Source organism: Luteibacter sp. HAY1-4A, assembly GCF_056755355.1.
On record NZ_JBNDHZ010000026.1, the window covers coordinates 13,637 to 28,646 of the forward strand.

13 protein-coding genes are annotated in these 15,010 nt (G+C 66.7%); 4 read left to right on the top strand and 9 right to left on the bottom strand.

Annotated elements, in window-relative coordinates:
- Positions 1-53 precede the first annotated feature (53 nt).
- The 7 genes from ACPYOD_RS10550 to ACPYOD_RS10580 form a co-directional block, all read right to left on the bottom strand.
- Positions 54-1,571 (bottom strand): Ppx/GppA phosphatase family protein, encoded by a 1,518-nt coding sequence (locus ACPYOD_RS10550; protein ID WP_481301700.1) that lies wholly within the window; start codon positions 1,569-1,571, stop codon positions 54-56.
- A 140-nt stretch (positions 1,572-1,711) separates the two neighbouring features.
- Positions 1,712-2,218 (bottom strand): hypothetical protein, encoded by a 507-nt coding sequence (locus ACPYOD_RS10555; RefSeq protein WP_481301701.1) that lies wholly within the window; start codon positions 2,216-2,218, stop codon positions 1,712-1,714.
- Complete coding sequence (locus ACPYOD_RS10560) at positions 2,215-3,360, bottom strand: MGDG synthase family glycosyltransferase (RefSeq protein ID WP_481301702.1); 1,146 nt, start codon at positions 3,358-3,360, stop codon at positions 2,215-2,217. Before ACPYOD_RS10560 ends, ACPYOD_RS10555 begins: the two co-directional genes overlap by 4 nt.
- Positions 3,357-5,453 carry a polyphosphate kinase 1 gene (gene ppk1 / locus ACPYOD_RS10565; RefSeq protein ID WP_481301703.1) on the bottom strand — a complete coding sequence of 699 codons (2,097 nt, stop codon included), beginning with the start codon at positions 5,451-5,453 and terminating at the stop codon, positions 3,357-3,359. Before ppk1 ends, ACPYOD_RS10560 begins: the two co-directional genes overlap by 4 nt.
- 57 nt (positions 5,454-5,510) lie before the next feature.
- The gene (phoR, locus tag ACPYOD_RS10570; protein ID WP_481301704.1) at positions 5,511-6,788 is read right to left on the bottom strand and encodes a phosphate regulon sensor histidine kinase PhoR; all 1,278 of its coding nucleotides are present in this window, start codon (positions 6,786-6,788) and stop codon (positions 5,511-5,513) included.
- Positions 6,789-6,867: 79 nt separating this feature from the next.
- A complete protein-coding gene (gene phoB / locus ACPYOD_RS10575; protein ID WP_331546514.1) occupies positions 6,868-7,557 on the bottom strand; it encodes a phosphate regulon transcriptional regulator PhoB in 690 nt (229 codons plus the stop codon).
- A 118-nt stretch (positions 7,558-7,675) separates the two neighbouring features.
- On the bottom strand, positions 7,676-9,292 hold the full coding sequence (locus ACPYOD_RS10580) for a M48 family metalloprotease (RefSeq protein ID WP_481301705.1): 1,617 nt from the start codon (positions 9,290-9,292) through the stop codon (positions 7,676-7,678).
- Between the two features lie 156 nt (positions 9,293-9,448).
- Between ACPYOD_RS10580 and grxC the strand changes: the two genes are divergently transcribed.
- The 3 genes from grxC (at position 9,449) to ACPYOD_RS10595 (ending at position 11,236) form a co-directional block, all read left to right on the top strand.
- Entirely contained in the window at positions 9,449-9,718 is a 270-nt protein-coding gene (grxC, locus tag ACPYOD_RS10585) for a glutaredoxin 3 (RefSeq protein WP_481301706.1), read from the top strand.
- Positions 9,718-10,107 carry a carboxymuconolactone decarboxylase family protein gene (locus ACPYOD_RS10590; protein WP_481301707.1) on the top strand — a complete coding sequence of 130 codons (390 nt, stop codon included), beginning with the start codon at positions 9,718-9,720 and terminating at the stop codon, positions 10,105-10,107. Before grxC ends, ACPYOD_RS10590 begins: the two co-directional genes overlap by 1 nt.
- Positions 10,108-10,213: 106 nt before the next feature.
- Positions 10,214-11,236 carry an isocitrate dehydrogenase gene (locus ACPYOD_RS10595; RefSeq protein ID WP_481301708.1) on the top strand — a complete coding sequence of 341 codons (1,023 nt, stop codon included), beginning with the start codon at positions 10,214-10,216 and terminating at the stop codon, positions 11,234-11,236.
- 101 nt (positions 11,237-11,337) lie between these two features.
- Here ACPYOD_RS10595 and ACPYOD_RS10600 read toward each other — a convergent pair whose 3' ends face one another.
- The gene (locus ACPYOD_RS10600; protein WP_481301744.1) at positions 11,338-12,261 is read right to left on the bottom strand and encodes an aspartyl/asparaginyl beta-hydroxylase domain-containing protein; all 924 of its coding nucleotides are present in this window, start codon (positions 12,259-12,261) and stop codon (positions 11,338-11,340) included.
- Between the two features lie 100 nt (positions 12,262-12,361).
- Positions 12,362-13,135, bottom strand: a complete 774-nt coding sequence (thiD, locus tag ACPYOD_RS10605) for a bifunctional hydroxymethylpyrimidine kinase/phosphomethylpyrimidine kinase (RefSeq protein WP_481301709.1) — start codon at positions 13,133-13,135, stop codon at positions 12,362-12,364.
- A gap of 121 nt (positions 13,136-13,256) precedes the next feature.
- Between thiD and ACPYOD_RS10610 the strand changes: the two genes are divergently transcribed.
- Complete coding sequence (locus tag ACPYOD_RS10610) at positions 13,257-14,984, top strand: hypothetical protein (protein WP_481301710.1); 1,728 nt, start codon at positions 13,257-13,259, stop codon at positions 14,982-14,984.
- Positions 14,985-15,010: the final 26 nt, after the last annotated feature.

Below are 15,010 nucleotides of genomic sequence, written 5' to 3' on the forward strand. Positions count from 1 at the left end.
GTTACGTCGAAACATTCCCGCGATGATACGCCCCTTTGCCGGGCGTATCCCGCTCATTCGGTGACGATTTCGAGCTCCAGCCCCAGTTCGGCCAGCGGCTCGCGTTCCTGCTCCAGGTCGGCCTCGGTGAGAGGGTGCTGGTCCAGCCAGTCCGCGGGTAGCGACAGGCGCAGGCGCTGCCGGGTGGCAACGACACGAATGCGCGGCAGCGCTTCCGCGCGGCGGGCCCGACGGAACAGCACGCCGAGGCGGAGGATGGCGGTGATGTGCCGTGCCAGGGTCCGATAGCGCGCCGGCAGCGCCGAGATCACCGACTTCTCCGGCTTGCGCCGGTGCGATTCGACGATGGCCGCGAGCAATTGTTGTTCCTGACGCGAGAAACCGGCCAGGTCGGCGTTGCGCAGGATATAGCCGCCATGGCGATGGTGCTGGCTGTGCGCGATCGCAAGGCCCAGTTCGTGCACCCGTGCGGCCCACGACAGCCACTCCCGGGCGTCGTCGTCGAGCTTCCATACCTTGGCCACCTGGTCGAAGATGGCGAGGGCCGTGGTCTCGACACGGCGCGCCTGCGCGCGATCCACGCCATAGCGGGCCGCCAGAGAGTCGATGCTGGCCATGCGTGGATCGGTACCCGCCGAACGCCCGATGAGGTCCCAGAGCAAGCCCTCGCGCATGGAGCTTTCCGACACGCGCAGCCTGTCGATGCCCAGCGCGTCGAACGCGGCTTCGAAGATGGCCACGCCGCCGGCGAACACCGGAGCACGGTCCTCGGCAAGCCCAGGCAGCTTCAACGTGTCGGACGAACCTTGTTCGATCAGCGCCTCGCGCACCGCCGCCAGCGATTCCGGCGTGATGCCGTCGTCGGAGAGTTTCATGGCCCGCACCACGGCGCCGATCGACTTGGCGGTGCCCGAAGAACCATACGCATCCGCCCAGCCGGCTTCGCGGTAATCCTCGGAAAACTGCTGGAGCAGCACGCCGATTTCGCGGCGCGCGCGCAACCAGCGCTTGCGCGTGATCTTGCCACCCGGGAAGAAACGCATGGTGCTGGCGATGCAGCCGACCTGCACGCTTTCCGTGAGGACGGGCGAGGTGCCGCGGCCGACGATGAATTCCGTGCTGCCACCGCCGATGTCGATCACCAGCCTGTGATCGCGCGATGCGGGCAGGTCGTGCGCCGCGCCGAGGAAGATCAGGCGGCCTTCCTCGCGGCCGGACACGATTTCCACCGGATGTCCCAGCGCGGCCTCGGCGGCGGAGAGAAAGGCGTGCGGCGCGGCCAGACGGCGTACCGTGTTGGTGGCCACCGCGCGCACGTGGAGGGCGGGAATGCCCGCGATGCGCTGGCCGAAGCGGGCGAGGCTGGCGAGCGCCGCGGCCCGGTGGCTCGCGTCGAGCGTGCCGTCAGGACGCAGGCCTACCGCCATGCGTACGGAATCTCTCAGCCGGTCGATGACACGGGGCTCGCCGTGCTCGTAGCGCGCCACCACCATGTGGAAGCTGTTGGAGCCCAGATCGACAGCGGCGAGCAATTCGCCTTCGTTGATCTGCGATTTACCTGTCGATGCCATCGGCGAATTCTGTCACGGCTGGCCAAGTGTGTGTAGGAGCCGGCCTTTGTGTGGGAGCCGCTTCAGCGGCGATGGGTGCTTGCCGGAACGTTGCCCGCTGGCGCGGGATCGCCGCTGAAGCGGCTCCCACAGGAGGGGAATCAGAAGGGACCTTTCACCGTGCGCGACTTGGGCAACGCCGAAAGCACGAACAGCACAATGCACAGGAAGCCGAACACCCAGTAATCCGTCGGTGCGGGCCCCCACCAGTGGCGGTGCCACGGCACATCCACGGGATTGAAGCGGGCCAGGCCGAAAGCGGGATTCAGGGCGAACCAGAGGCCGTCCTCGGCCACCCAGAACAGCATCACGCAAGCAATCGCCCGCACCTGCGCGCGCCAGCTCCAGAAACCGCGGAACACCATCGGAAAATGGAAAAAGAGCGCGATGAAAGGGAACACCCACGCGTGGTATCCCGTCATGGCGCGCCCGCCCCACAGAAGATCCAGCAGCCAGTGGTTCTCCACGCGCCAGGTCGGCAGGCTGGTGGCCCAGCCGTGCGGACCTTCGATCTCGATCTCCACGTGCGCGAAGAAGAAGGCGAGCACGAGGGTGAAGAGCGCGGTCGCCACGGCGGCGGCGACGCGGCGACGCGGCGAATGGCTCATGCCTGGCCCACGTGGCCCAGGACGGTGGCGATCACGTCACGCGCGGCGTGGGGGCGGCCGATGGCACGGGCGTTCGCCGCCATCGTGGCGAGGCGCGCGGGCTCCGCCTGAAGGCGGGCGATCCGCCAGGCAAGCGATACCGCGTCGATGGCCTTCCACGCCGCGCCTTGTTCCATGAGGTAGTCGGCGTTCCGTTCTTCCTGGCCGGGAATGGGCGCGTTCACGATCATGGGCAGGCCCATCGCGAGACATTCCGAGGTGGTGAGGCCGCCGGGTTTCGTAATGGCAAGGTCGCAGCAGGCCATCAGGCGGTCCACATGCTGCGTGAAGCCCTGTGGAAAGAGGCGTCCGGGGTAGCGCGACGCCGCCAGCGTTTGCAGGCGTTCGAGCATCGCCGCGTTGCGGCCCGCGAGAACCACCAGCTGGAAATGGTCGCCTGTCGCGAGGAGTGCTTCCGCGAGATGGTCCAGGGCGCCCACGCCGGCACCGCCGCCCATCACGAGATAGGCCGGTCGCGCCGGATCGATGCCGAATTCCTCCGCGAGCGCGGCACGGTCATGGGGGCCGGCGAAGGCGGGCATCACCGGTATGCCCGTGGTGTGCACGCGCGCTTCCGGTAATCCCACCGTTCGCATGCGCTGGGCGATTTCGTCGTTGGCCGCGAAATAGCCGGTCATCCCGGGGATGATCCACATGCGATGCAGGTCGAAGTCGGTGACCTGCAACCAGACGGGAACGTCGATGCGGCCCTTGCGGATCTGCCGGGCGAGCAGTTCGGCCGGAAGGAAGTGCGTGCACACGATGGCATCCGGCGCGAAGTGCGCGATGGCCGTGCGCAGGCGCCGCGTGTGCAGGCGTTCGATGGTGCGGCGCATGCGCTGGGTGAGCGCATCGGGGTGCGTGTCGTCCGTGATGCGGTAGAGCATCCCCCACAACTGCGGATGGCGGGTGATCAGGCGCAGGTAGAAGTCGGCGTAGATGCGACGAAAGCTTGCGGGCACGTAGTCCATGACGTCGAGGTGGCGTGCCTCGACATCGTGTCCATCCGCCGCCAGTGTCGACACCGCCGCTTCGAGCGCCTGCGCGGCGCGAACGTGCCCCGCGCCCGCCGACACCGACAGGAGAAGGACGCGCCGCTTCACCCGCTATACGCCGCGAGCAAGGCTTGCTGCGCCGAATGCGGTGCCTCGCCCTTGGCCGGGTGGCTGCGCGTGTAGCGCCCGTCCCTGCCCAGGATCCACGCCTGCGTGTTGTCGCGCAGGTAGTTGTCCAGCGTTTCGTCGTACACGCGGCGGGCGAGTTCGGGCTGGAGGATGGGCACGCCGACCTCGATGCGCCGCATGAGGTTGCGTTCCATCCAGTCCGCGCTGGCACAGTACAGCTCGGGCGCGCCATCGTTGCCGAACCAGTACACGCGGCTGTGCTCCAGGAACCGGCCGACGATGGAGCGCACCCTTATGTTTTCCGACACGCCCGGGACGCCCGGACGCAAGGTGCATGCCCCGCGGATGATGAGATCGATCTGCACGCCGGCGATGGATGCGCGATACAGCGCCTCGACCACGTGCGCTTCGTTGAGCGCGTTCAGCTTCGCCACGATGCGGCCGGGACGTCCGTTGCGTGCGTGCTCCGTTTCGCGCTCGATCTTCCCCATGACGCTGGAGTAGAGCGTGAAGGGGGAATGCAGCAGGCGCTTCAGCTGGATCATCGGGCCCAGGCCGGACAGCTGCTGGAATACCTTGTGGATGTCCTCGCCGATTTCCGGGTCCGCCGTCATCAGGCCGATGTCGGTGTAGCCGCGGCTGTTGCCCTGGTGGTAATTGCCCGTCGAAAGGTGAACGTAGCGGCGCAGGCCGCCGCCTTCCCGGCGCACGATCAGCAGCATCTTCGCGTGCGTCTTGTAACCCACCACGCCATAGACGACCTGCACGCCCGCTTCCTGCAGGCGGTTGGCGAGGCCGATGTTGGCCTCCTCGTCGAAGCGCGCACGCAGTTCGACCACCACCGTGACGTCCTTGCCGTTCCGGGCGGCTTCCACCAGCAGGTCGACCAGCGGCGAGTCCTTGCCCGCGCGATACAGCGTCTGCTTGATCGCAAGGACACCCGGATCGTCGACCGCGCGGCGGAGCAGTTCCACCACCGAAGCAAACGACTCGTAGGGATGGTGCAGCAGCACGTCCCGCGTGCCGAGCACGTCGAACTCGTTCACGCTTTTTTCGAAAGCGGGCGAGAGGCGTGGCGTGAAACGCGGGAATTTCAGTTCCGGCCGATCGACCTGGTCGTAGATCACGCCGGCGCGGATGATGTTGACGGGGCCGTCGCAGCGGTAGACGTCCGTTTCCTCGAGCTCGAAGTTCGCAATGAGCATCTCGGTGATGGCACGCGGGCAGTCGGCCCCGACCTCGAGACGCACGGGACGCGCGTAGCCGCGGCCCGCCAGCTCTTCGCTCAGCGCGCGGGCGAGGTTCTCGACCTCGGCTTCCTCCACCACCAGTTCGCTGTTGCGAGTGACGCGGAACTGGTATGTGGCACACACCTGGAACCCAGGAAAAATCTCATCGGCGAACGCCTGCAACACCTCGGCCAGGAAGACGAAGTCGCCTTCGCCGCCAGAGACTTCCGCCGGCAAACGGATGATGCGCGGCAGCGAGCGCGGTGCGCGCACCAGCGCCATGTGTCCTTCCCGTCCGAAGGCGTCGCGGCCCTTGAGCACCACCGCGAGGTTCAGCGTCTTGTTGAGGATGCGCGGGAACGGATGCGCCGGATCGAGCCCGAGGGGCGACAACACCGGCATGATCTCGTTCTGGAAATAGCCTTGCAGCCAGCGCCGTTGCTTGTCGGTCCAGTCGTCTCGGGTAAGGAAGCGGATGCCTTCGGCTTCCATGGCGGGCAGCAGCTCATCGCGCCACGTGTCGAAGATTTCCGCGACCAACGCCAGAGCCCGCTCGCGGATACGCGCCAGGATCTCGCTGGAAGAAAGGCCGTCCGCGCCCGGCACCGCCACGCCGAGGGTGTGCTTGTGCTTGAGCACCGCTACGCGAACCTCGAAGTATTCGTCGAGGTTGTTGCTCACGATGGTGAGGTAGCGCAGGCGCTCCAGCACGGGTACGTCGGGATCGCGCGCCTGGGCGAGCACGCGGAAGTTGAACTCCAGCGCCGCCAGTTCGCGGTTGATGTACAGCTCGGGTGCGCCGAGGTCCACGGTCTTGCTCATGCGTTCCACTGTTTCGCTCATAGGGGCCGATGGTGGCTCATCGGCGATCTTGCGGGAAAGCGGCGACGCAGCAAGCCATCAGGGATGGATGCCGGCAACTTCCTGCAGTCGCGTCCCGTCCAGCAGGCGCTCGCTGCCGAAGACGCAGGCGAAGGTGGAGCCCTTGCCCGGCTCGCTCTCGATCGTCAGGCGCGCCTGGTGCAGGTTCAGCACGTGTTTCACGATGGACAGGCCCAGGCCGGTTCCGCCCGAATCGCGGGAGCGGCTCGAGGACACCCTGTAGAAACGCTCGGTGAGCCGGGCGATATGCGCCGCCGGAATGCCGAAGCCCGAATCGTGGACCGAGAACCGCGCGCCGCCCTCGGCCTCCGCCCAGCGGATGGCGATGCGTCCGCCGGTGGGGGTGTAGCGCACGGCGTTGCTCACCAGGTTGGAGAAGGCGCTGTGCAGGTCCTTCGGCGAACCGAGCAGGTCGTAGGACGTGGCGATGTCCAGCGACACGGTGTGCCGCCCCTGGCTGAGGGCCTCGGCTTCTTTGCGCAGGCTGGCCAGCAATGGCGGCATCTGCACGTGTTCCTCGGCCACGTGGTCCTGCGTTTCCAGGCGCGACAGGGTGAGCAGGTCTTCCACGATCTGGCCCATGCGCTTGGACTGGGCGCGCATCTCGTCGAGTACCGGTGCCAGTTCGGGTACGTCGTCCGGGTCGAGGAGTTCGAGGTAACCGTGGATCACCGTGAGCGGGGTGCGCAACTCGTGCGAGACGTTGGCGACGAAGTCGCGGCGAATCTGCTCCAAGCGGGTGAGGTGGCTGGTATCGCGCGCGAGCAGCAGGCGCTGCCGGCTGCCGAAGGGCAGGAGCGTGGCGGTGACGTGGCGGTTCGGGTGGCCCGGCGCGGTGACGTCGTTCAGCGGTTCACGCGCACCTTCTGCCAGCCATTCGGCCAGTTCCGAGTTGCGCAGCAGGTCAGCTATCGATCGGCCGCGGTCACGGGGCGCCCTGAGGCCGAGCAGGTCCTCCGCCGCGTGATTGAACCAGCGAACGTGCAGCCCATGGTCGAGGAGCACCACGGCGTCGGGGAGGGTGCCCGCCGCGCTGCGCAGGTCGCGCAGGCGGGAAGCGATTCGGCGGGTGCGGGTCATCAGACGGTCATGCTCAGGATGGGGCGTGGCGGACGATTGCAACATTGGCCGCGCCTTGTGACGGAACAGAGACAACAACACGACGGTTTGCGCCACGGCGACCACGGCGATGCCCGTGGCGGTCGAACCGGCGAGCGCGCCGACAAGCCCGCCCAGCACGAGCAGGGCGGCGCAGGCGGCGGGCAATCGCCAGGTGGTGATGAGACGGTCGGTCATGCGCTCGGTCGGTGACGGTCTGGTGTAACCCACCATAGCGCGGCTCGACGGCGAAAACCTAGGGATGCTCAGAGCATCCCTAGGTACTGGACGAGAACCGGTAGCCGGCGCCGCGAACGGTCTGCACCATGTCGTCCAGCTTCCAGGGTTCCAGCGTCTTGCGCAGGCGCCGGATGTGCACGTCCACCGTGCGTTCCTCCACGTACACGCTGCCGCCCCACACGTGATCGAGCAACTGGGCGCGTGAATAGACGCGCTCCGGGTGGGTCATGAAGAAGAAGAGCAGGCGGTATTCCGTGGGCCCGATGGGCACGGCGTCCTCGCCCGCGAACACGCGATGCGCCGGGCCGTCGATGCGCAGCCCGCCCAGTTCGACCACGCCGGAGCCGTCGTCGCCCTGGCTGCGGCGCAGTACCGCCTTGATCCGTGCGATCAGCTCGCGGGTGGAGAAGGGCTTGATGACATAGTCGTCGACCCCGGCCTCCAGGCCGTTCACCCGGTCCATCTCCTCGCCGCGGGCGGTGAGCATGATGATCGGGATCTCCCTGGAAAGCTCCTCCCGGCGAAGGCGCCTGGCCAACTCCAGCCCACTGGTGCCGGGCAGCATCCAGTCGAGCAGGATGAGGTCCGGGACCCGCTCCGAAATGGCCATCTGTGCGGCGCGGGCGTCGGCGGCGTGCGCCGCGTCCATGCCCGCCTTGCGAAGCGCGAAGGCGACCATGTCGCGAATCGAAGCTTCGTCTTCCACGATGAGGATGCGCTTATGCACGCTGTGACCATTCATTGGCTATGACGGTCATATTGCAGCCGTGCTGTGTTACACGGCAATGACAATCGTCACATTGGCCGGGAATGTGCCTACATGGCGCACAGGAGGAGCCCGGTTGCTACTGGCTGCGGCCGTCCGGGTTGTCATCGGTAGCCACCCGCTTCTTCCGTAGCTCCAGGAGGAGGGGCGTGAGGTCGCTGATGCGGGCCTGGATGCGCGAGCGCTGGTAATAATCGAGGTCGTCGCGCTTGAGCAGGCGGCGCAGCTGCTCCATCGCGTCGAACGGGCGGCCGGAAAGGTAGGCGCTGTCGGCGTAGGCCTCGGCAGCCCGCACGGTGTCGCCCGACCGTTCGCTGGCCCGGGCGAAGGTACGGAATATCTCGGGATCGTCGCTGTCGTCGAGCAACGGCCGGAGCATGGCGGTGGCGGCCCGGGCGTCGTCGGTGCGGCCGCTGTTGGCCAGCGCCCGCGCGTATCCCAGGGCCACGGCCCTGTTCCGGGGCGAGTTGTCGTGCAGGGCCTTGTAGATGGCCGTGGCGTTGCCGTGCCTGCCTGCGTCTTCGTAGGCGTCGGCCATGGCGAGCCGGATCACCACGTTGTCGGGCTGGCTGGCGAGCAACGGCTGGAGCTGGTCGACCGCCAGGGCCCCCTGGTTGCTTCGGATGAGGGCAAGCGCGTAACCGTACCGGTTGGCGGCGGTGTCGAAGTCCTTGCGCTTGAGACTGGTGGCGTAATAAGCGGTGAGCTTACGGGCATCGCCCGAGAGCACACGCACGCGCTCACGCATCAAGGCATAGGTGTCGCCCACGCTGTCCTTGGGGGCCTTCGACGCGGCGCTGACCAGGGTGGTGGGGTCTTTCACGAAAAGCACCGGTGCCGTGCTCTTTTCCCAGGTGGCCTTGTCGAGGGTGGGCAGGCGCGGTTTGTTCGCCTGGCGCTCCTCGAGCACCCGGGCCCGTGCCTTCGCGTCGCTGATACGGGCGAGGGTGACCGGGTGGGTCTGCAACAGGGCGGGCAGGGCTTCCTCGCCCTCGCCGACGCGGAGCGTGTCCTGCATGCGGCCGAAGAACCCCGCCATGGCGTTCGGGTCGAAACCGGCGTTGGCGAGCGTCTGGATGCCGACACGGTCGGCTTCGACCTCGTCCTTGCGGGTGAAGTTGATCTGCCGCTGCAGCAACAGGCCCTGGCCGCCCATCAGCACCGCCGGCGCGGCATCGCCGGCCCCTCCACCCGCGCCGGCGGCGATGGCGCCGAGCAGTACGAGGGCCATGAGCGGGGCGTTCTTCTTGGAGTCTTCGAACGCGCGGTAAAGGTGGTTCTGGGTGATGTGACCGATTTCGTGCGCGATGACGCCGGCCAGTTCACTTTCGCTGCTGGTGATGTCGATGAGACCGGCATTCACGCCGATATAGCCACCCGGGGCCGCGAAGGCGTTGATCTGGTCGTCGCGCACGATGAAGAACGCGAAATGGTCCTTCGGCCGGTCGCTCGCGGCGACCAGGCGATAACCCAGGTCGTTGATGTACTGGTCGAGCAGCGCGTCGTCGACGGTCATGTCCAGCGCGTGCATCTGGCGCAGCATCATCGCCCCGTACTGGTCGGCCTCGCGGGGGCTGATCAGCGCATTGGCGGAGCTGCCGAGGTCGGGCAGGCGGACGGCGTCCTGGGCGCCCGCGATGGAGGTCGCGAGGGCGATGGCGGCGGTGAGGGCGAGACGGGAAAAGGACGGGCGCATAGGTCGAACGACGATACCATCACCAAACGATGAGATGCCTTCCACGGGCGGGGCGGTGGGATGGCTTTGACCACGGTGCCGGCCGCGGGTTCGCCTGCCTTGCAAAATCCGCTCGTGGCCGCCATCTTGCGCCCATTCCGACCGGAGAAACCCTCCATGTCCACCCCCGACATCACCATTTATTCGACCGCCGTGTGCCCCTATTGCGTGGCCGCCAAGAACCTGCTGAAGGCCAAGGGCCTGGCCTGGAACGAAGTGCGCATCGACCTGGACAACGCCCAGCGCGACGTGATGCTGCAGAAGAGCGGCGGCCGCCGCACGGTGCCGCAGGTCTTCATCAACGGCACGCACGTGGGCGGGTTCGACGACCTGGCCGCGGCCGACCGCAGCGGCCGCCTGGCCGAGATCCTCGAGGCGACGCACTGATGGCCGGCGATCGCGTGGAGGAATTCACCGCGTTCCGCAAGCGGATGAACGAGCGGATCCTCGCCGAGGACAACCAGGTGGTGCGGCGCTTCTTCGCCCTCGACACCCAGACATACCGCGAGGGCGCCCTGGATGTGAAGACCAAGGAGATGCTGGGCCTGGTGGCCTCGATGGTGCTGCGCTGCGACGACTGCATCAGCTACCACGTGGCCCAGTGCAAGGAAGCCGGAGTGAATCGCGACGAGTTCTTCGAGGTGTTCAGCGTCGGGCTCGTGGTGGGTGGGTCCATCGTGATCCCGCACCTCCGCCGCGCCGTGGATTTCCTCGATTCCCTGGAAGGCGAGGCCTCCGCCGACGCGGCTGCCTGCGCGGACCACACGGCGGCCTGAACCGCCCGATCCTTGAAGGAAGCGGGGCAGATCGCCGATAATTGGGCGATTTTCCTCCCCGCCCGCGTCCCATTCGCGCGCTTCGCTTCCCTTCAGGAGTTTCCCCATGAGCAAGACCATTGCCGTGATCCCCGGCGACGGTATCGGCCCAGAGATCATGGACGCGACCATCCGCGTCCTCGACGCGCTCGACTGCGGCCTCACCTACGACTACGTGGACGCCGGCGTGGTGGCGCTCGAGAAGCATGGCGATCTCCTCCCGCAGGCCACGATCGACGCCATCGCCAGGCACAAGGTGGCCCTGAAGGGCCCGCTGACCACGCCGATCGGCGGCGGCTTCACCTCGATCAACGTGACCCTGCGCCGCAAGTTCGACCTGTACGCCAACGTGCGTCCGGCCATCAGCTTCCCCGGCACCAAGGCGCGCTACGAGAACATCGACATCATCACGGTGCGCGAGAACACCATGGGCGCGTACATGGCCGAAGGCCAGACGCGCGAAGGCGAGGGCGAGAACGAGGTGGCCGTGTCGGTCATCCGCAACACCCGCCCCGGCATGGAGCGCATCTGCCGCTACGGCTTCGAGATGGCGCGCAAGAAGGGCCGCAAGAAGGTCACCGCCGTGCACAAGGCGAACATCATGAAGACCTCGTCGGGCCTGTTCCTCGACGTGGCGCGTGAAGTCGCGAAGGATTACACCGATCTCGAATTCAGCGAGATGATCGTCGACAACGCCTGCATGCAGCTGGTGATGAATCCGTACCAGTTCGACGTGATCGTCACCACGAACCTGTTCGGCGACATCCTCTCTGACCTCTGCGCCGGCCTCGTCGGCGGCCTTGGCCTCGCGCCCGGCGCCAACATCGGCAAGGACGCGGCCATCTTCGAGGCCGTGCATGGCTCGGCCCCGGACATCGCGGGCCAGAAGAAGGCGAACCCCTGCGCACTGCTGCTCGCCGCGGCCGACATGCTCGACCACCTCGACATGGTCGCCAAGGCCACGCGCCTGCGCAGCGCCATCCGCGACGTCATGGACGCCCGCGACCGCACCACGCCGGACGTGGGTGGCACCGGCACCACGGACACCTTCGGCGACGCCATCGTCGAGCGGATCCGCGCCACGGCGTAAGTTGTCAGTCCGTCGACGCACGAAAGCCCCGCCATCGAGCGGGGCTTTTTTTAGGTTCTTCGCAGAAGTCCGGGGAATGCGCGTTGGAAGCCCGCGCCGCTTCAGCGAACGAGCGGATACGGCGCGAGGAATATGAGCCAGATCAACAGCACGATGCCGATGTACTTCAGCACGCGGAACAGCTTGGGATTCGCTTTCTTGAAGCGGCGCGTGCGTTCGCGGCCACGCTGGTTCAGCGCGAACATGCGATTGACGAAGCCGACCTGCTCCTTGCCGTCGTCGCTGTTGGGTGACGCGGTGATGGAACCCATGAACGCGCCCACGCGTTTGTTGACGGCGGTCATGAGGCCGCTCTTGAGCGGACGTTCCACATCCGCGAACAGGATTACCCGGGTCTGGTCGGTACGGTTCTCGGCCCAATGCACGTAGGTTTCGTCGAACACCACGTCCTTGCCGTCGCGCCACGCGTGCATCTCGCCGTCGACGAAGATCCGGCAGTCGTCGGAATTCGGCGTGATCAAACCCAGGTGGTAGCGCAGAGACCCCGCGAAGGGATCGCGGTGAGGGTTGAGTTTGCTGCCCGGGGGGAGGAGGGCGAACATCGCCGCCTTCACGCTGGGAATGGTGTTCAGCAGTTTCACCGTTTCCGGGCACAGCGCCTCGGCGGAAGCGAGCGGCTCGCCGTACCACTTCAGGTAGAAGCGCTTCCAACCCTGCTTGAAGAAGGAATTGAACGAGGCGTCGTTGTGCTTCTCCGCCGAACGGATGAAGCCCTCGTCGAACAGGTGCAGGGCCTCCTCGCGAATCGTGCGCCAGTTGGCCTGGAGGAGGTCGAGCTGAGGGAAGCCGCTACGGTCGAGGATCGGCCGCGCGGGCACCGCCGAGAAGGCATACATCAGCAGGTTGTACGGCGCGAAGATGGCCGAGTGGTCGACTAGCTGGCGGTCGAAGCGCAAGCGCGAGCGACCGCGCAGGTGCACCAGCAACACGCACAGCGTGAACAGGATCAGCACGTACAGGACGATGAAGCGTGGCCCGAGGAAATTCATGCGATGGACTCTGGGGAAACGGGCGATACATACGGCCGCGCGGGGCCCGTATCAACGTTCCTAGGATACTCCGGGCTCAGTGCCCGAGCACGTGGGCGGTGCCGCCACCCGGCCGCCAGGCGCGCCGGAAGGCCTTGTTCACCCAGGTGAGCGCCGCGCGGGCCGCGGCACGCGGAGGCTTGCCGCGAGCCAGCTCGGCCGCGAGGGCGGAGGCCAGCGTGCAGCCGCTTCCATGGCCTTCGAACGGCAGGCGCGGATGGCGGATCTCCAGCACGCCGTCGGTGTCGTAGTAGCGGTCCACCACGTCCCGTCCACGTGCATGCCCTCCCTTGAGGAGAACGGCCCGGGCGCCAAGGGCGAGCAGATCGGCCCCGGCGGCATCGATGTCGCGCCCCATGGGACGACCTAGCAAGGCCTCGGCCTCGGGCAGGTTGGGCGTGATCACGTCGGCCAGGGGGATGAGCCGGTTCACGAGCGCATCCATCGCATCCTCGTCCAGCAATCGCGCGCCGCTGGTGGCGATCATGACCGGATCGACAACGAGCCACGCCGGTTTGCGCCGCCGCATTTCCCGTGCCACGAGGTGGGTGACGGCGGCGCTGCCGAGCATGCCGGTCTTGACGGCGGCGACAGGGAAGTCGTCGAACACGGCATCGATCTGGCTGCGGATGTGGGGGAGGGGCAGGGTATGCACTGCAACGACCCCGCGCGTGTTCTGCGAGGTGACCGCGGTGATGGCGGTGAGGCCGTGCGTCCCCCGCGCGTGGAAGGTCTTGAGGTCGGCCTGGATGCCTGCACCTCCGCCCGAGTCGGAGCCGGCGATCGTAAGCGTATTGGGCTTGGAAGGCATACGCCCAGCATAGCCGAGGCCGCAAACGCGCGACGGTGCCCTACGTCTTCAGACGTATTGCTGGCACGCCTGCGTGGGCAGACTGTGATGTTGCGCGGCCAAGGATGGCTGGAGGTTCGACATGTCCAGGGAAAACAGGCTTGTGCCAAGGATCGTGGTGATGCTCGCGCTGATGGTTGCGGCATGCGAAGCGATGCCCAGCGACCTCGCCGGCGGAGAAGCACGAGGTGAAGACGTCGCCGCCCGGCTGCTCGAGCGCTTCAACGACACGGCCACAGGTTGCGTGGACTCCGCGGTGGCACCTGCGTTCCTGTGCAGCGGGGTTATCCTGCGCCCGTCGAAAGTCACCGACCAACGGCTCCATGCCTGGAATCCCACGCCGGAGGAACAGGTTTCCGGGGGCATGGCGGCCACCATCCTGCGCCGCGACATGGGCTTTTCGAAGCTCGCCCGGGGCGATACACACGGCCTCGTGCTCTACCCCGCCCTCGGCACGCCAGCAGGCAAGTTGCGGCCCGAGGTCGTCTGCGTGTTCCCCGCGTATGCGCGTTCGGAAGAACGTGACAAGCCAGGCTGCGGAAGGCATCCCACCTACTACAACCAGACGCGCTATTGCCAGGGGCAGGGCATTGCGACCGCGGGCGCATGGCTTGCCCATGTGCGACTGGCGCCAGGTGGCGATATCGGCCGTTACCAATGCAGCTTCGATGTGCGCAAGACGACCGCCGATACGACTCGCATCTTCGCCCAGGTGCCGCTCATCCGAACCGCCCTCGCCGAACAGGTGTTCGGCGAAGCGCCGGAACTGCTCTATGCGACATGGCCATCGGACGTCTCGACGCAGGTGCCGGTCGAAGCGATGTTCTATATCGCGGGAAGTAGCGGCCTGACGGCGGCCCAGAGCGACCAGCGAGATTTCTTCCACAAATCGGGCGGCAGCATCCTGCCCATCATCCGGATCACGCTGCCGACAAGGCCAGGTGGCGACGCCGAGTTCGATTTCCTCGTGTCGGACCAGATGCCGCTCTCTCGCAGCGGCGCAGCGCTGGCCGACGACCTGGAAGCGCGCGTTCGCTCGACGGTGACCGACTGCGGCGGCGCCACCCGGCCCGTGTTCCTGTGTACGGGGGTACTCCTGCGGGCAACTCGCGCCGGGAACTATCACGCATGGACGCCCAGTCCCAAGTCCGCAGCCAACAGGGGGATGTCTTTCACCTACCTCCGCCACGATTTTCCCGTTCAGCAGCTCTACCAGTCGAATGGCTTCGTCACCTATCCCCAGTTCGCCGCGCCCGACGCGAGGACACCGGCACAGGTGCGCTGCATTTACCCGGTGGATGGCTGGACAGGTGCCCGGAGCGACGCGTGCGGCCCTTCATCGAATTACCCCGCGGCCAGCAAACCTTGTCAGGATCACGTCCCTCCGATCGTGACCGCGAAGGCATGGGTTGCCCATTTCCAGAGCGTCGCATCAAGTCTCGACGTCTCGTACAGGCATTCGCATCAGTGCGGCTTCCGCATGGACATGGGGACACCGGCGAGCGCCGCGATCTTCCTCGAAGCCGCCAAGGGGATGGCGCTGGCACTGGCCGATCCCGCTGACGAGTTCACGCGTTACAACGAGGTGATCGTGCAGCCATGGGCGGCTGACATAGGAGCGAAGGTGCCGATGGAAGCGTTCTTCTACGTGGCCGGCCAGAATGGATTGGCGAACGCGCAGGCTGACCAGAAGGACTTTCAGGCCACGCTCGGTATCCGCTTGCCTATCGTCCGTCTTGTCCTGCCCGTACAAGTAGGGCGGCGAGCCTTCGAATTCGATCCGGCCGACCAGGTCGTGCCGTACCCGTGACGATGGACTCGCCGCCCCTCCAGCGG